The 18859-nt window shown below is 37.9% G+C and carries 13 protein-coding genes; 10 read left to right on the top strand and 3 right to left on the bottom strand.

Features of this window, described 5'->3' with window-relative positions; genetic code table 11:
• Positions 1–256 precede the first annotated feature (256 nt).
• Positions 257–3277, bottom strand: coding sequence for a TonB-dependent receptor (locus H4J56_RS01545; protein ID WP_182258760.1), 3021 nt, complete (start codon positions 3275–3277; stop codon positions 257–259).
• Positions 3278–4334: 1057 nt separating this feature from the next.
• On the opposite strand from H4J56_RS01545, the gene H4J56_RS01540 reads away from it, so the two are divergent.
• Positions 4335–5216, top strand: coding sequence for an NAD(P)-dependent oxidoreductase (locus tag H4J56_RS01540; RefSeq protein ID WP_182217840.1), 882 nt, complete (start codon positions 4335–4337; stop codon positions 5214–5216).
• 175 nt (positions 5217–5391) lie between these two features.
• On the opposite strand, the gene H4J56_RS01535 is transcribed toward H4J56_RS01540, so the two are convergent.
• A complete protein-coding gene (locus H4J56_RS01535) occupies positions 5392–6132 on the bottom strand; it encodes a FadR/GntR family transcriptional regulator (RefSeq protein WP_182217838.1) in 741 nt (246 codons plus the stop codon).
• A 430-nt stretch (positions 6133–6562) separates the two neighbouring features.
• Between H4J56_RS01535 and H4J56_RS01530 the strand changes: the two genes are divergently transcribed.
• The 9 genes from H4J56_RS01530 (at position 6563) to pgi (ending at position 18224) form a co-directional block, all read left to right on the top strand.
• Complete coding sequence (locus tag H4J56_RS01530) at positions 6563–8833, top strand: polysaccharide lyase 6 family protein (RefSeq protein WP_404842629.1); 2271 nt, start codon at positions 6563–6565, stop codon at positions 8831–8833.
• 85 nt (positions 8834–8918) lie between these two features.
• Complete coding sequence (locus H4J56_RS01525) at positions 8919–11084, top strand: heparinase II/III family protein (RefSeq protein WP_259368140.1); 2166 nt, start codon at positions 8919–8921, stop codon at positions 11082–11084.
• Positions 11085–11093: 9 nt separating this feature from the next.
• Positions 11094–11471, top strand: a complete 378-nt coding sequence (locus tag H4J56_RS01520; protein WP_182217836.1) for a cupin domain-containing protein — start codon at positions 11094–11096, stop codon at positions 11469–11471.
• Positions 11471–12769 (top strand): MFS transporter, encoded by a 1299-nt coding sequence (locus H4J56_RS01515; RefSeq protein WP_182217835.1) that lies wholly within the window; start codon positions 11471–11473, stop codon positions 12767–12769. The genes H4J56_RS01520 and H4J56_RS01515 overlap by 1 nt, the downstream gene beginning before the upstream one ends.
• A 63-nt stretch (positions 12770–12832) precedes the next feature.
• Complete coding sequence (locus H4J56_RS01510; protein WP_182258759.1) at positions 12833–13783, top strand: sugar kinase; 951 nt, start codon at positions 12833–12835, stop codon at positions 13781–13783.
• 20 nt (positions 13784–13803) lie between these two features.
• Complete coding sequence (gene eda, locus H4J56_RS01505) at positions 13804–14427, top strand: bifunctional 4-hydroxy-2-oxoglutarate aldolase/2-dehydro-3-deoxy-phosphogluconate aldolase (RefSeq protein ID WP_182217831.1); 624 nt, start codon at positions 13804–13806, stop codon at positions 14425–14427.
• Position 14428: 1 nt separating this feature from the next.
• Positions 14429–15517, top strand: a complete 1089-nt coding sequence (fbaA, locus tag H4J56_RS01500; RefSeq protein ID WP_182258758.1) for a class II fructose-bisphosphate aldolase — start codon at positions 14429–14431, stop codon at positions 15515–15517.
• The gene (locus H4J56_RS01495; protein ID WP_182258757.1) at positions 15514–16491 is read left to right on the top strand and encodes a class 1 fructose-bisphosphatase; all 978 of its coding nucleotides are present in this window, start codon (positions 15514–15516) and stop codon (positions 16489–16491) included. The genes fbaA and H4J56_RS01495 overlap by 4 nt, the downstream gene beginning before the upstream one ends.
• A 104-nt stretch (positions 16492–16595) precedes the next feature.
• Positions 16596–18224: a glucose-6-phosphate isomerase gene (pgi, locus tag H4J56_RS01490; protein WP_182217826.1), complete on the top strand. Its 1629-nt coding sequence runs from the start codon at positions 16596–16598 to the stop codon at positions 18222–18224.
• 107 nt (positions 18225–18331) lie between these two features.
• Here the strand turns inward: pgi and H4J56_RS01485 are convergent, their stop codons facing one another.
• The gene (locus H4J56_RS01485; RefSeq protein WP_182217824.1) at positions 18332–18652 is read right to left on the bottom strand and encodes a hypothetical protein; all 321 of its coding nucleotides are present in this window, start codon (positions 18650–18652) and stop codon (positions 18332–18334) included.
• Positions 18653–18859 lie beyond the last annotated feature (207 nt).

Raw genomic sequence — 18859 nt, 5'->3', positions numbered from 1 at the left:
ATGCCACATAGCCGAGCTAATGTAGACACTAATTTGTCTTAATAAATAGTCCGCTTAACCTCCATTACACTTTTATCATTTTAGAAAATCACTCTTTATTTTCTACGATAACCTTGGTTGTTATCACAGCACTATTTTTATTTAAAAAAAAGTCATTAACGAGATTTTTCTCATTAATGACTTAGTTGATGCTTTACCTACAGCGCTTACATACAAATAAATATAACTATAGAACGGAATAAGCGCTTTTTATTTCTTAGAACTTGTAGCTAATACCAAAGGTAATACGACGGTCTGTTATACCTTGAGCACATAACATAGCCCCTTCATTAACACATGACTGTGTAATGTCTGACTCTGTTAAGTTGACAGCTTCAACACCAAGGTTTAAATTTTCATCGACGTCATAACTTACACTAGCATTAAGTTGTCCTCTGTCATGCGTTACGACAGGGAAGCCTAATGTAGAGTTAAGGCTAGCACCCGCTGCAGTATCTTCAGTGCGGAACGCATCACGCCACGTATAACGTAATCTTGCTGAAAGACCAAATTTTTCATAGTAAACAGCTACATTGTAAGCGTTTTCTGAAAAATCAAGTAAACCTCGTTCTGATGAATACGTGACAAAGTTTGCATCGTCATAAACACCTTGTATTGCATTAAGGATATCTGTTCCGCGTGACGCTGAAGTGTAAAAAGCTGAACCGCCTTTATACTCTTGTATGGTGTAGTTGGCGACAATGCCGAAACCTGATGCCCAACCTAAGTCTTCTTCGAAGCTGGAAAGGTCATACTGGACAGCCATTTCTATACCTGATTGAGTCGTTGTTGCAGTATCATTAAAAAGTGTTTCAACATCAACACACAAACCTGTGGTATTTGGATCTCCGATTGCATTAGGCTGAACAGCAGGGTTATAGATACCGCCTCCTGCACATGTAGGTCCAGGTTCACGCCAACCGTTTGCGTCAATTGCAGCACTTTCTAATTGAGTAACAAATAAGTTAGTACGTTCTTTTTTGAAATAGCCGATACTAACTACTGCTGCCTCAGCAAAATACCATTCAGCAGAAAGATCAAACGAAGTGACTTCTTCAGGTTCCAAACCAGCATTACCAATTTCGACAGATTGATTTTCGTTTGTACCAAATGATACCGAGGTATTTAAATCGCCAAAGTTAGGACGAAGAATGTCTTTACCCCAACCTAAACGTAAAACCACATCGTCAGTTACATCGGCAACTAAATTCAAACGAGGTAATGTATAACTATAATCACCTTTGTTTGTTGCTGGCGTTGCAACACCATTGACTACTGTATTACCTGTTGATGCAATATCTGTTGATATATGACGAACACCAAAATTACCACGGAACATTTTATATTCAAAGTTTGCTTGTGCGTATAGCGCATGCGTTTCTTCTTTTATTTTAAAAGCTGCGGTATCTGAAGGTGTTAGGTTTGAAAAGTCTTGGTTACCACCATGAGCAACAATAGCCGCTTCTAAGGTCGCTAACACACCGTCTGGGTCATTGAATGCTAAGTCTGGATTAACAATAAGAAAATTTCTAAGGGCTAGTTCTCTGCCATCAGCATCACCAAAGTGGCTAGGACCAGCAATAAGAAGTTCTGAAAACAAAGCGCCGTTTGGACTATCAACCATTTTGCTGAAGCCACCAATACGATCAGATATTGATACTGCACTATGTTTTGTTTCATTGTAGCGATAACCGAAATCAACAGAAGTGATCATACTTTCATCGATAAAATAAGTGAAATCAGTGCGGAATGCATTTTCAGAATTATCTGTAGAGCTTCTACTTATGTCTACCTGATCTAGCACAACGTTATTTGGATTAAGTAAATCATCAACAGTTGGTGCGAATGGAGAAGCAAAATCAATACCAAATGCCAATGAGTCACCAGTTAAATCATAAATAAATGGCACACTGTTATCGTTACTCGAACCATCAAGAGGCGTCAGTGGGTTAGGGTTAATAAAGTTTAATTGAGTGTTTAATGAAGGGGTAACGGTATCAGAATTTGCTGTAGATAACTCTGCACTTACAAATAAGTTATTACCTTGCCATTCACCACCAAATCTAAAAACTTCGGTGTCTGTTACACGAGCACCAGTATCACTGTTAAAGCGTAAGTTTGGATCGTCGTCATCAACTGAATTGATTGGTTGAATTGTGCCTCTGGTAGCCGCTTGAATACTGCCTAGATTTACACCATCAAGAGAGCCAAAGTTTATTGTTTCAAACTGAGAAGGTAAAGTGTAGTTAAGTACACTATTAACACCTGAACCTTGTACTCGTGTACTTTCTTGACGACGCTCTTGGCTGGTAATAATAGCATCAAAGAAAAATTTTGTGTTGTCGTTAGGGGCAAACTCAAGAGTAGTGGCAATATTGGTTGTTTCATATTCAAAATTTTCTAATTCCTGATTAAGGAATTGAATGCCGAGAAAATCGAAATCTTGAGCTGCAGGTCTTTTAGTTGCTTGATCTTCTAATGTGCCACTTCTATAGACGTCAGCGTTAACATTTTCAACAAGGCTACCATCACGGTCAACGCGTGGACGAAATGACGTAGCTTCTTGTTTAGCGTAGCTACCACTTATAACAAATCCAAATTTACCTGAGTCAAGTTCCCAGTTATCTCCGTATGCTCCTGAGAATCTTGGCTGAACACCATCAGTGGTTAAACTACTGTCTTCACCTTGTAAGCGAAGTGATCCTAATGTCTCAGTCAACTCAAGAGGACGAATAGTACGTAAATTTACCGTGCCACCAATAGAGCCTTCGGTCGTTTTAGCTTCTGGTGATTTTGTTATTTCAACACCCGCGATAATGGCCGCTGAAAGATCTTCAAAATTCATACCACTTCGTCCAGACCCTGAGCCGACTGTAGAAGCACCATTAATTTCAACACGGTTAGCGTTACTACCACGAATTTGAACACCAGTACCTATACCAGCTGTTCTTGTGATTTGAACGCCTGTTACGTTTTCAAGAACCTCTGCAAGGTTTTGGTCAGGTAGCTTACCAATATCTGTAGCCATAATGACTTCGACCAGGTTAGCTGTTTCACGTTTTTCTGCAAGGGCAGTCGTTAGAGAGCTTCGCATACCCGTAACCTGAATTACTTCAATTTCAGTTTCATTGTTTACTTGTGGATCTATTTCAGCTTCTTGTGCACTTACCGATGCTGCAAAATTCAGCGAGGTAGCTGAAAGAATCGCTAATGTTAATTTTGATAATTTTTGTCTCATATATTTCCCCTGTGTAGTTTTTTTGAAATTTGATTTGTAAACATCTCAAAAGCCACATCTTTAATTTATAAAAGTCGTCCCCTAAACCCCCAACACCTTACAAGTAAATTACTTAGTACTGATAAGGAATTACTACAGATAGTTACAATAAAAATTGGAAAGGTCAATCTTTTGGTTATACAAAACAAGTGTAAATATGTGCAAATTGGTATACCAATATTTGCTTTGTTGGTTACCAGGTTGTTTGTTTATTGTTGTTTTATCTTGTAAGTTATTGAATAAACAGTTTTTGGTCGATTATTGTGCATTAGTAATAACGAATGTTTTTATTTTTATATGTATCTTTTATATTCTAATAAAATATAAAGGAGTGTAGTTTATATATTGTAATGGTCTAAATAGGTTATGGTTGAATTTTTTCTGATCAACCATATATTTTTTATTGGTTGACCAGGTGGCGGCGCACAATTGATTCAACACTAATCTATTAGATAATAGCCATTAAAGTGATGTTTATTAGTAACAATATAAACGTTATTGTAAAACTACAGCGCTTTGTATGAGCTAAAAATATAATAAATTATCATATAATGATAAGTATGTATTTAACAATAAACTTTAGTTAAAGGGTATTTAAATCATACACTTGGTTTTTATCTGACTGTTATAAATGAAATGGTTAAACTATAAAATAGCTTAGATGAATACGGGTAACACCTATAAGCTTCATTGTTTTTAATAAGTTAAACCAACTCTATTACCAATAATTATTGATTGGTTGACACCTATTGTCGTTTTGGTTAGTATTTAATGGTTCCTTATTGTTTCGAGTGTTTCTAAGCAATAAGTTTGTATAGACACAAGACAAGCATACCGTGTTTATACCGAAATTATTAACCGCTTGAATATAAGGTTCGGTGTTCGGTTTATATACCGAGTATTACCCTAGGGCTTAGATAATTTAGCTAAATATACTCAAATAAAATAACATGCCCATCGATAAAGTGAGCAATGTTGCACTCAGATAAACAAACAATAATATTTTTAGGAGTTAGATATGACAAAACCTATTATAGGTTTCATCGGCCTTGGCCTTATGGGCGGCAACATGGTCGAAAACTTACAAACGCGTGGCTTTCAAGTAAATGTAATGGATTTAAATAAAGAGGCGGTTGCTAAGGTAATTGCTCGCGGTAATGCTACTGAAGTCACCTCAGCGAAAGAACTCGCAGAACGTAGTGATATAGTAATGCTTGCGCTAACAACTTCTGTTGTTGTTGAAAAGCTAGTTTATGCTGAAGACGGTATTTTAGCGGGGATTAAAGAAGGTGCTGTTCTGATTGATTTTGGTACTTCTATACCAGCATCTACTCGTAAGATTGGTGCAGATCTTGCCAAGAAAGGCGCAGGGATGATTGATGCCCCATTAGGTCGAACACCCGCTCATGCTAAAGATGGCTTACTTAATATTATGGCTGCTGGTGACTTAGATACTTTTAATAAAGTGAAGCCTATTTTAGAACAGCAAGGTGAAAATGTATTCCATCTTGGCGCTCTTGGTGCAGGTCACACGACTAAGCTCATAAATAACTTCATCGGTATGACTACGGTTACAGCGATGTCACAAGCTTTTGCTGTTGCTGATAAAGCTGGCGTTGACCGCCAACAGCTTTTTGATATTATGTCGACAGGTCCATCTAACTCACCGTTTATGGGCTTTTGTAAAAACTACGCCGTAGATGGTGTAAGTGATTTAGGTTTCTCTATCGCTAATGCGAATAAAGATTTAGGTTACTTTTTAGAAATGGTCAAAGACCTTGGTACTGTGTCACAAATTGCTGAAGGTACTTCTGCCAATCTAAATGCAGCAGTTGCTGCCGACATGGGTAATGGTAACGTGCCAGAAATATTTGACTACTTCCTTAAATTGGCGAAGTAATTTCAATGTATGTCATGCTAAAGTAACGAATACTGTTTTAGCATAATGACGCTATTAGTAAGGCGACCGCACTGTTGTTAGATTTTAAGTGATGAGTTGATTGACGATATAGTTAAATAAAAGGCCTCTATTAAAGAGGCCTTTTATGTTTTACCTGATATAAATTTATAATTAATTAAATATCGTTAGAGTGAGGAATTGAATAAAGTCCACGCTTTTCACTGTTTTTTTGTTTTATTTCTTCTAGCGCTCTCGACTCGACGGCATCAAATAAGGCGTTTATTAGTCGGTTAAAATGACTGTGCATAGCAAGCCTTGCTTGAGGAGCGTCTCTTAATTTTAATGCCTGATAGATCGCTTTATGCTCTGCAAGTGTTTTTGAATTATCTTTACTGCAAACACTGTCATAATCTTTAATAATTTCTGGTGTTGATGAGCGAAGCTTCCAAAGATTTTGTACGGTTAAAATCATCGCACTATTACGGGTAGCATTGGCTATAATTTGATGGAATTCTTTATCAGCGGCAGCAATAAACTGACTGTTTTCCATATCAACTAAGGTTTGATGTAAGCGAACCAATTCATCTTCGGTGATGGTTGTTGCCGCAATCGCTGCTACTTCACCTTCAATTAATGCTCTAGCTTGAGTAACCTCAAAAGCATTAATTTGCTTGTGTAAGCCCGATAATTGGTTAACCGGTTTTAAAACATAAACGCCGGAACCTGTTTTAACTTCAATTTTCTCACGAACTTCTAGGGCAATTATTGCCTCTCGAATCGTTGGTCTGCTCACTTTAAATGTTTCAGCTAATTCTCTTTCCGGTGGTAAGCGACTGCCTGCGGTGTAAATTTCAGAATCAATTAAAGCCTCTATTTTATCTACAATACCCCAAAATAGCCTGCGGTTGCTGCTCATATTATTTTCCTTAGCTAAATATAATAAAGTGATGCCCTATATAACTAATCATATAGCCTTCTGGCGCTTATGGCAAAACTATTAGGTGAGGAATTGTCTGTTTATTAATGTTTTGGTCTAGGTGCAAAGATAACTTCTGTATAAAGGTCTAGCGCTAAACTCAACTTTAATTATTACCAATTGATCAGTATTTGGTAATGTGATTTGGTTGACAATGGCTGTTGATATCAGTTAAATTAAATCGATTGTTAGTTAAAAGTACGATGTGAGCAGTTTTATTACATTAGTAATGGCGTTGGATAAGCCCGAAATGTAAAGGGAAGTGATACTTTTATTTTAACTAAATCCAATTAATACCAATATGTTGACGTTATTTAATAGTTATTAGTAAAAACGTTAAATTTTACACTTTAATTTCATAGGTTATTTTATGCAGCAAACTAAACTATCACCCTATCTACTGTGTTGTCTCACCATAACATTTTGCTTAATGTTAACAACAAACCAATTAGCGGCAAAAGAATGGTTAGTTGGCGATCAAACGGCGTATAAAAATGCATTGGAAAAAGTAAAGCCGGGTGACAATATTATCTTGTCTGATGGCATATGGAATAACTTTGAAATTTTGTTTAAAGGCGAAGGTACAAAACAAAAGCCAATAACACTAAAGGCACAAACAAAAGGTAAGGTTTTCCTGACTGGGCAATCAAATTTGAGGTTGTCTGGTAAGCATTTAGTCGTTTCAGGATTAGTTTTTAAAAATGGTTATACGCCTAGTAGTGCTGTTGTCGCTTTTAGAAGTAATAAAGAAAATTTAGCTTATCATTCACGGGTAACAGAAGTTGTTATTGATAACTTCAGTAATCCTGATAAGCGTGAGTCTGACTATTGGGTGGCTATTTATGGTCAATATAATCGTTTTGATCATAATTACCTCACCGGTAAACGTAATAAAGGGGTAACTCTTGCTGTTCGTTTAGATACAGTAGATAGTCAAGAGAATCATCATAAAATAGATCATAACTATTTTGGCCCTCGCCCTATTCTTGGCTCTAATGGTGGCGAAACTCTTCGTATTGGCACCAGCCATTATTCATTATCAAATTCATACACCTTAGTTGAAAATAACTATTTTGATCGCTGTGATGGTGAAGTAGAAATAATATCAGTTAAATCAGGACAAAATAAAATTCGTAATAATGTCTTTTTTGAGTCGAGAGGTACGCTGACCTTACGCCACGGTAATGGCAATATCATAGAAGAGAATGTCTTCTTTGGTAATGGCGTTGACCATACCGGTGGTATTCGAGTAATAAATAAAGAACAAATTATTCGTAACAATTATCTTGAAGGACTAACCGGTTATCGTTTTGGCAGTGGCTTTACTGTCATGAATGGCGTTCCTAATTCATCTATTAATCGATATCACCAAGTTGATAACGCTTTAATTGAAAATAATTCTTTAATTAATGTTGATCATATTCAGCTAGCAGCAGGAAGCGACCAAGAAAGAAGTGCGGTACCAATTAACTCTAAAGTACAAAACAACTTAATTTTTAATGATAATGGTCAACAACCTTTTACGCTATTTGACGATGTAAGTGGCATTAAATTTAAAGGCAATATTGCAAATACTGTCGCGCTAGAAAAGCTAGCATCAGGTATTAGCCAAAAGAATATTGAGCTTAAGCGTGCAGCTAATGGCTTGCTTTACCCTACCGACAAAAAACTTTTGGCTAAGGGAGCTAAAAAGAGTTTATCACCCGTTTTAAAATCAGCAACCGGTCCAAGTTGGTACAAGAAAACTGATGGCTTAGTTGCCTTTGAATCGGGTCATACTATTAATGTTAAAGCAGAAGACGATGCTTTATTTAATGCTGTGGTTTCAGCAAGTAATGGCGATGTCCTTATATTGGCTGATGGAAATTACGATGTTAGAAAGATGATTGATATTAATAAAACGGTATCGATTAAAGCGCAAAATCAAGGCATGGTTAAGGTAACTTTTCAGCGTTCTACCTTATTTCAAATTTCTGATGGAGGTAGCTTAACTCTTGATGGCTTAAATATAAATGGTAGCAACAGTCCCGATGCTTCAGGTAATACCTTAGTTCGTTCACAGAAATGGGGTATGGTTTATAACTACCGTTTTGTTATGCGTAATAGCAAGGTGAGTGGACTTGATATTAATCATTCGTTTCATTTTTTTGACGCGGGTAATGGTTCGTTTGCTGATTATATTGAGTTAACTAATAACCAATTTAGCGATATCACCGGTGATTTTCTTCGCTTAAACAAAGAAATTGAAGACTTAGGTATTTATAACGCGGAATATGTCATTTTAAAAAATAACACTTTTGATAATGTACAAGGTGCTTTAGTTAACTTATATCGAGGTGGCACTGACGAAAGTACTTTTGGTCCTCATTTAGCGATGTATAAAAACGCTATTAACAATAGTGGTAATGGTAAGCGTAATAAAACTGCATCGAGTCTTTACTTGCACGGTGTACAGGTTACCAATATCGACAATAATACTTTTACTGATACTGCTGAGATCATTATTGAACATACCGTAGGCGAACCCAAAACAGCTATAAATGATAATAACTTTAAGGGTACAGCAGCGCCTAATGTGAAAGAGCTACATGCCGCAGGCCCGCATACCGCTGTGCTATTAAACAACAAGCAATCTAACTAAGAGCTTCTCTATGAAAATTTCTAATCCAATGTCATTTTATTCACCAATATGGTGTTCAGCAAAAAAGGGGCTATTTCTTATTTCCATGCTGATTACCGCGGTACTGGCAAGTAATAAGGTGATGGCATATACGAGCCCTAATCTTGTTATTACCACTGCGGATGTCGCTGATATGCGTGGTGCTATTGAACAAAATGGACAGTTTACCGAAGCTTTTGTTGCTAATAAATTAATAGTTAATAAGCAAATAGCACAAGTGATAACCGTACCTCTACCAAAAGATGGCGGTGGCGGTTATACCCATGAGCGCCATAAGAAAAATTATAAATTAATGTACGATGCAGGGATTATTTATCAATTAACGCAAGATGAAAAATATGCAAATTACGTACGTGACATGTTGCTTGAGTATGCAAAGCTCTACCCTACTTTACCTTTGCATCCAAAAAGAAAAATGGGTAAACAAAACCCAGGTAAACTCTTCTGGCAAAGCTTAAACGAAGCGATGTGGTTGGTATATACCAGTCAAGCTTACGATTTAATTATACCTTCTTTAACATCTGCTGAAAAATCGACCATTGAAAAAGGGCTATTTCATCCTATTGTAAAATTTTTATCTGTCGATTCTCCTGAAACATTCAATAAAGTTCATAACCATGGTACCTGGACAACGGCTGCTGTTGGTATGACAGGTTATGTATTAGGTGAGTTGGACTGGGTAGAACAAGCGCTTTATGGTTTAGATAAATCTGGCAAGGGCGGATTTTTAAGACAGTTAGATGAGCTTTTCTCTCCCGCAGGTTATTACAATGAAGGTCCTTATTACCAACGTTTTGCGTTACTGCCGTTTATTACCTTTGCTAAGGCTATTCAAACCAATCAACCTGAACGTAAAATTTTTGAATACCGCGATGGAATCGTATTAAAAGCGATTGATACGACGATACAATTAAGCTACAACAATTTATTCTTTCCAATTAATGATGCGATTAAAAGTAAGGGTATCGATACTATTGAGTTAGTTAATGGTGTTGCCATAGCCTATGGTTTTACAAAAGACACAGGTTTACTTGATATTGCTAACCTGCAGAAACAGATTTTATTAACTGGCGACGGTTTAAAAGTGGCAAATGCTTTAGATAATCATCTAGCTACGCCTTATAAATTTAAGTCGGTTGCCTTTGGTGATGGTAACGATGGCGAGCAAGGTGCCTTAGTGATCATGCGCCAAAATGTTGGTGGAGAACAAGCGGTACTGTTTAAACCCGCCGCGCAAGGTTTAGGTCATGGACATTTTGATAAACTGACTTGGCAATTTTATGATAAAGGTGAAGAGATAGTCTCAGATTACGGCGCTGCTCGATTTTTAAATGTTGAAGCTAAATTTGGTGGGCGATATTTGCCAGAAAACCAAACATGGGCTAAACAAACTGTTGCGCATAACACCGTTGTTGTTGACGAAAAGTCACATTTTAATGCCAATGTTGCCGTGGGTAATGCCAATTACCCTAAACTGGTGTTTTTTGAAAAAGATACTAATGTGACCATCAGTTCTGCACGTATCAATAGTGCTTATGACGGTGTTTCATTAACTCGCACCATAGCGTTAATAAAACTGCCAGAGCAGGAACAATCATTGGTTGTTGATGTTTTTGATGTTATGTCAAAGCAAGCACATCAGTATGATTTACCTGTCCATTACAAAGGTCATTTAATTAGCACAAGCTTTGACTTAAACACCCATTTAACTAGCTTGCCAGTCCTTGGCAAAGAAAATGGCTATCAACACTTATGGTTAAAAGCACAAGCTCAACCCAAGGCTGGCTTATCTCAAATTACTTGGTTAAATGATAATGGTCGGTTTTACACAAACTCGATCGTTATGGACGGTGATGCTTCCTTAATCTTTACTCAGATTGGAGCCAACGATCCGCTCTTTAACTTACGTAACGAAAATGCCTTTATCAACCGTAAAACAAAATCTAAGAATCATACCTTTGTTAGCGTATTAGAGCCGCATGGCGAATATAACCCATCAAAAGAATTTACCATCGCAGCCGTAAGCAGTGTTGAAACATTATCACATCAAAAGATTGATGATATTGATGTGGTAGAAATCATGCTTAGTGGCGATAAACATTATCTATTAGCGTTTAATGCAACTGAAAAAAATCAACGCAATGCATTTTCATTTAATGGCTCAAAATATAAATTTGATGGCCGTTTTAAATTGTTCGAAATTAAAAAATAGAGGTCAACCATGAGTCAAAGTGAAAATTTTTCATTTGGTAATGAAACAGAAATAGAAGATATAGGCGGCGGTTTAAAGCGTCAAATGTTGGGTTACAACCATGAGTTGATGGCAGTTAAGATCTGGTTTGAAAAAGGTGCCATTGGTTACAATCATGCTCACCGGCACTCTCAAGTAACCTATGTTGTTGAAGGAGAATTTCACTTTAACATTAATGGTGTAACTAAAATATTAAAGCCAGGTGATAGCTGTATGATACCACCCCATGCTGACCATGGTGCGACTTGCCATACCGGTGGAATTTTAATTGATACTTTTAGCCCTGCTCGGGAAGATTTTGTCGAAGAAGGTGCTTTTGATCATATTCACAATAAGGAAAGCAGCTAATGAAACTTAAAAATCTCCGTTGGTGGGTTATTACGTTAATCGCAATCGCCACCGTAATTAACTACATTGATCGATCTGCACTTGCTGTATTGTGGCCAGACATCGTTGAAGATTTATTTCCTGATGAATCAGCTTTTGAACGAAAACAAATCTATGCAAATATTTCCATGGTTTTCATTTTATCTTATGCTTTTGGTCAAGCAATTTTTGGCAAGATATTTGATTGGATCGGTACTCGTTTAGGCTTTGTGTTATCTATTGGTGTTTGGTCTCTTGCCACTGCCGCTCACGCATTTGCACAGGGTGTACTGAGTTTCAGTATTTTTCGCGCTATATTAGGTGTTGCGGAAGCTGGAAACTGGCCCGGTGCAGCTAAGAGTAATGCCGATTGGTTCCCGACAAAAGAACGTGCCTTAGCACAAGGTATCTTCAACTCTGGTGCTGCTATTGGCGGTATCATTGCTATTCCGTTAGTGGCCTATTTGACCGTTTATTTCAGTTGGCAAATGGTCTTTGTTGTTATTGGTTTGGTTGGTTTATTGTGGCTTATTCCTTGGATTATATTGGTAAAGGCGCCACCTAAATCACATCCTTGGATCACCGATGAAGAACGCGCATATATTTTAACGGGTCAACGAAATACTAATGTTGATGATTCTTCAACGGAAGACGAATATAACCCAAGTACGGGTGAATTACTGTCACGTAAAGAAAGTTGGGGCGTAATTATTGCTTCAGCGGCTATTGACCCTATTTGGTGGCTATTTGTTTTTTGGATCCCTATTTACCTTAACGAAGTGTATGGCATGGATGTTAAAGCTATTGGTATCTACGGATGGGTACCTTATGTGGGGGCTATGTTTGGTGCTTGGTTTGGTGGTCTTCTTGCACAGAATCGTATAAAGGCAGGCTGGAATATTGATAGAACTCGTAAGTTAACCATTACTTTGGGTTGTTTGATTATGTTGCCAGCACTATTAGCGATGGCAAGCCCTGGTGGACCCACTACAGCGGTAATGATTATGGCTGTTATCTTATTTGGCTTCCAAACCGTTATCAGTAATCTTCAAACATTACCTAGTGACCTTTTTGGTAAAAAATCTGTAGGTACACTCGCTGGATTTTCAGGCATGGCGGCAAAATTTGGCGCATTAGGCTTAACAGCGTTAGTGCCTATTTTAACTGCTGATGGTAACTACACCCCTGCTTTTGTTATCGGTGCGTCTTTAGCTATTATTGCAATGGCCGCTGTTTGGATTCTTATTCCCAAAATAGAACCATTAAAACCTAAAGCTTAAGCATGTAATCATCCGGTAATTAGTTACCGGATAAATTTTAATTAAATTAATAAGGCTATGTAAATGAAGAACATTTATTTATTCGGCGAATGTATGATTGAATTGATGCCTGCTGCACAAGATCAGTCATCTACTCTAATGAAACAATCGTTTGCCGGAGATGTTTTTAACACAGCTGTTTACCTAAAACGCACTTTTGCTGACATGAACGTGCATTTAGTTACCGCTGTTGGTCAAGACCCATTTAGCCTTGATATGCTCCAATACTTTGAGAATGAAAATATTGGCTGTGATTTTGTGTTTAAATCGACAACAAAAATCCCAGGTTTATACTCTATTCAACTTGATGAGCAAGGTGAACGTAGTTTCACCTATTGGCGTGAAAACTCTGCTGCTCGCCAAGTAATGCAACACATTGATGATGAAGTGATAAGTCAATTAGCAAAAGGAGATATGTTTTTTTTCTCCGGTATTTCTTTGGCTGTTATTGAGCCAAGTGCTAGAGCAGCATTCTGGCTTTTAATTGATCAATTAAAAGCCGCAGGAGTACAAATTGTATTTGACCCTAATTACCGTCCTCGTATGTGGAGTGGCGCCAAAGAAGCTCAAGATCAGTTTGAATTAGCCTTACAAAAATCAGATTTATCTTTGCCTGGTGTTGATGATTTTCAACAATTATTTGGCATGACTACCGTTGAAGAAGTTAATCAATACTGTCAGCAATTTGGCTTAACTGAATTAATCATAAAAAATGGCGAGCAAGGCATTTTAGTTGTCGTTGACGGCGAAACGTCTCAATTTGCCATCTCCCCAGTAGAAAATGTGGTTGATACAACGTCTGCGGGCGATTCATTTAATGGCGTTTACCTTGGTGCTCGTATTGAGGGGTACTCAGTAAATGACTCAATCTCCTTAGCATCAAAAGCCGCTGGCTTTGTAATACAACATAGAGGTGCTATTGCACCAGCAGATGAGTTTAATCGGTTTATTAAAACTCAACTCGAATTAGTCTAAAAATTTAATAAGGATCATTCATGAAATCATTTTCCACACTGATGGGAAAGCAGACTCTGCTACCTATAATTCAAGCAGATAATGTTGAACAAGGACTTAATATTGCTAAAGCTATGGCCGCCGCAGGTATCGGTTTAGTTGAAGTGGTACTGAGAACGCCAGCATCACTTGATATTATAAAAGCCATTAAGCAAGAACTACCCGAATTAAAAGTAGGTGCTGGTACGGTGCTTGACGCTAATGTTTTAAAGCAAGCACTCGACGCGGGTAGTGATTTTATTATTACGCCAGCAGTTTCAAGTCAATTACTGACTGTTTTAGCTAAATGTACGGTTCCGGTACTTCCTGGAGTATCTAATACGGCAGATATACTTTTAGCAAAGGAATTTGGCTATAACGAGCTCAAATTATTTCCTGCTTCATTATCTGGAGGTGCTCCGTTTTTAAAAGCTATGGGGTCAGTTTTTAAAGATATATCTTTTTGCCCAACTGGCGGAATTAAGCAGAGTAATCAAGATGAATATTTAGCATTAACCAATGTATTTGCTGTCGGTGGCACTTGGATTGCTGATGCTAACTGGGTAGAATCGGGGCAATGGTCTAAGATCACAGCTGCTTGTTTAACTGCCCAAGGAATTAATTAATATGAAGAGTTTATCAGATCTCGTCAAAAGTGGTTTTGTCTTCGGTGAAGATGTTAGCGTGCTTTTTGATTATGCTAAAAAAAATAAGTTTGCTTACCCTGCGGTTAATGTCATTGGTACTAACTCTATTAATGCAGCACTCGAAGCGGCCAGTGAAATAAACTCACCTATTATTATTCAATTATCATATTCGGGTGCGGCTTTTTTTATTGGTAAAGGGCATAAACTTTCACCTATGGATGCCGCCATTGAAGGCGGTGTTATCGCGGCAAAATATATTAAAGCCGTGGCTAAGTTTTATGATATTCCTGTCATCATTAATACCGACCATGCTTCTAAAAAGCTCTTACCTTGGATTGATGGCTTATTAGCGCACAGCGAGGCACATTTTAAAACAACGGGCGAACCATTATTTAGCTCGCATATGATTGATTTATCTGAGCAAACATTAGTCGAAAATATTGATATTTGTGCTCGTTATCTTAAACGCATGACATCAATGGGTATGACCTTAGAAATTGAGCTCGGCTGTACAGGCGGCGAAGAAGACGGTGTCGATAATACTGGCCTTGATGCTTCATTACTTTATACCCAACCCGAAGATGTTGCTTATGCTTATGAGCACTTAAGTCGTGTCAGTGATTCATTCACCATTGCGGCTTCTTTTGGTAATGTGCATGGCGTTTATAAGCCTGGTAATGTGCAATTAACGCCTAAGATATTGAAAAACTCTCAAGCCTTTGTCGCCGAAAAATATGCTTTGGGACATAACGCGCTGAACTTTGTTTTTCACGGTGGATCAGGGTCTGCACCAGCAGAAATCACTGAAGCTATTGGTTATGGTGTCATCAAAATGAATATAGATACCGACACACAGTGGGCAAGCTGGAAAGGGGTTGCTGACTATTATCAAGACAATAAAGCTTATCTGCAAAGCCAAATAGGTAACCCTACGGGTGACGATAGTCCTAACAAAAAATATTACGACCCACGTGTCTGGTTACGTAAAGTCGAATTGTCGATGGCTGAGCGTTTAATCCTTTCATTTAAAGAACTTAATTGCCTTAATCGGTATAAGGGAGACTTATGAAACGCTTAGTTCACTGTTTAGAAAACGATAAGGTTGATATTGAACTTATTCTGTTAATTGATACCATTGTAACAGCCTGCAAAGAAATTTCTTTTAGAGTGGGACAAGGCGCATTGTCAAATGTGCTGGGCTCTACCTTAGATGAGAATATTCAGGGTGAAACGCAAAAAAAATTAGACATCATCAGTAATCAGTTACTTAAAGATATGTTGTTAGAGAGTGGTCGCGTTAGAACCATTGCGTCTGAAGAAGAAGACTCGGTGGTTGCGGCAACCGAAGGTGCCCCTTATATTGTCGCCTTTGACCCACTTGATGGCTCTTCTAATATTGATATTAATGGTCAAATAGGCACGATATTTACCATCTATCGCGCCAAAGACGACGTTCCGGCAACCAGCGAATTACAATTTGCTCAACAAGGAACCGAGCAAGTATGTGCGGGCTATGTGTTATATGGTCCCTCGACCATGCTGGCGTTGACAACGGGCGGTCCGTCGCGTTTATATACCTTAGATAGAACACAAGGCTGCTACTTACTGACCACCGCACAATTGGAAATACCAACACAGACAGCAGAGTTTGCGGTTAATATGTCAAACTTTACTCAGTGGTCATCGGGCTTTACCGATTACATTAATGCTTTACTGTTAGGCAATGAAGGCCCACGCGCTAAAAAATATAACATGCGTTGGAATGGCGCTATGGTGGGTGATGTTCATCGTGTTTTGTCTCGTGGTGGTATTTTTTGCTACCCCAGCGATACTAAAAATGCTCAGCAACCGGCTAAATTACGTTTGTTGTATGAAGCCAATCCCTTAGCCATGTTGGTTGAAAATGCTCAGGGTAAAGCTTTTACTGAACACCAGCGTATCTTAACAATCATACCATCGCATATTCATCAACGTGTTGCGGTGATTATGGGCTCAACGGAAGAAGTTGATGCATGTTTAGGGTATTTAAAGCCAACGCCCTAATCAGTTGTAATGATTTTTTCGTATAAATATGACCGATAGCTAAAGGTTACGCTATCATGTGACTTTGTAGTCAGTCTCCTCTTTTAAATTAGGATATAACGGGTATGTTACCAAGCACCCCAGAGTGGAAGTCACTCGTCAATCATTATAATAAAAACGTACCGGTACAAATGCGCGATTTATTTACGCAAGATACGGAACGTTTTAATAATTTTTCACTTTCTGGCGCGGGAATAATGCTCGATTATTCGAAAAACCGCGTTACTGATGAAACCATGCACTTACTCATGAATCTGGCACAATCATCCGGTTTAGTCGATAAGCGTGCTCAGATGTTTAATGGCTCAGCGATTAATACCACTGAAAATCGTCCGGTATTACATACCGCGTTACGTAACTTTTCAGGGAACGCTGTCTATGTTGATGGTGTCGATGTGATGCCACAAATACAGACAACGCTGGCTAAGCTCGAAATTTTTGTTAATGATATTTCATCAGGTAAAAAAGTAGGCTATACCGGCAAAGCATTTACGGATGTGATTAGTATTGGCATTGGCGGGTCTTTTCTTGGACCTAAAATAATGTCAGAGGCACTAAAACCTTATCAACAAAGCCAGTTAAACGTCCATTTTATTGCGAACGTTGACGGTTGTCACATTCATGATGTGCTTGCTAAAGTCAATCCTGAAACGACGCTCTTTATTACGTCATCTAAAACATTAACTACCCAAGAAACACTGCGTAATACCCTAACAGCACGTGATTGGTTTGTTGCTACTGCCACCACCGAAAACGTTAAACATCACTTTGCCTGTGTGTCGTCTAATGTTGAGGCCGCGCAAGAATTAGGTATAGATAAAGATAATATTTTTCCGATGTGGGATTGGGTGGGAGGACGTTATTCGGTCTGGTCTGCGATTGGTTTACCCTTAGCTTTAGCGATAGGTTTTGAGCATTACCGTGACTTTTTACAAGGTGCGTTTGAAATGGATGAACATTTCACCCAGGCGCCACTTGAAAAAAACCTCCCGGTTATTTTGGCGTTATTAGGTATTTGGTACCGAAATTTTCATGGCGCGCAATCACAGGTTTTATTACCTTATTACCATTATTTACGGGGTTTACCGGCTTATATCCAACAGTTGGATATGGAGAGTAACGGAAAATCTATTTCACTTGATAATAAATCGATGTCTTATGATACTGGGCCGATCATTTGGGGAAGCGAAGGGACCAACGGTCAGCACTCGTTTCATCAACTTATTCATCAAAGCAAAACCCCTATTCCTGTTGATTTTTTGATGCCGTTATTCCCCTTTCACGAGATGGGGAATCATCATGACATGCTGGCGTCTAACTGTTTTGGTCAAAGTCAGGCCTTAATGGCGGGGCAAAGTCTCGAAGAAGTGAAAGCGGCAATGAAAAAAGCGAACTGTGATGTATCAGAGATTCAAAAGCTGTCTACACATAAAGTTATGGAGGGTAATAAACCCAGTAACACGCTTTTATTTGAAAAGTTAACACCTAAGGTGCTTGGCAGTTTAATTGCTATGTATGAGCATAAAGTGTTTGTGCAGGGGGTTATTTGGAAAGTGAACTCTTTTGATCAATGGGGGGTTGAATTAGGCAAGTCGCTGGGTAATAAAGTACTAACAAAAATAACTGACCCCAGTGAAACGCTAGATATGGATGGCTCAACGAATGCCCTTATTAAGCTTTACAGAGCTCGCTAAATGCTCAAGCTTAGCCAATAGTTGACTATTAGCGCTAGTTTTTTAGCGCTAATTTTTGCTATATTTAAGTGGGATTTATATATTTTATTATCTGCATCTATCAAAAATTAGAAAGTTTGATATTTTAAATATTCGGGATATAAAGTTAAGTAGTCGCACCAAGAACTAAAGCTACGGTATTGAAAACGTTTATCTGTGGCGGTGTACCATTTCGATTCACGAAGTGCCTGTAATCGAAATTTAATTTTGTACCCGTCGATTGCAACATAACAGGCAAGGTTTTCAGTCGTGTTGTTTTTTATTTTAACCTGTGCAAATCCGTCTAAATTACGGCCATAAATAGTTTTTGTTTTTGGCTTCGCATGGACGATATTTGTTAATAACAATATTAATACAGCAAAAAATAGGGTGATGAGTAAGTTTTTCATTAAATTTACATTATTTTCTTTAGATAATAAGGAAGTATTAGCTATTTGATATTCTTTACAAAAGTATAGCTGACTTATTGTGTAGAGTGAAAAGTGATTTAATATTTAAATAAAAAGAACATTTTTTTTTATATACCATTGAAAGCTCTCCCTATTGGCACCATAACTATTTATAACATTATATAAGCGCTAAAATTTTTAAATGAA

Origin of the sequence: Colwellia sp. BRX8-4 (assembly GCF_014077345.1) — a bacterium.
Lineage (GTDB): Bacteria > Pseudomonadota > Gammaproteobacteria > Enterobacterales > Alteromonadaceae > Colwellia_A.
Note: the sequence above shows the minus strand (reverse complement) of the source record. Positions and strands in the feature narration are given on the sequence as shown.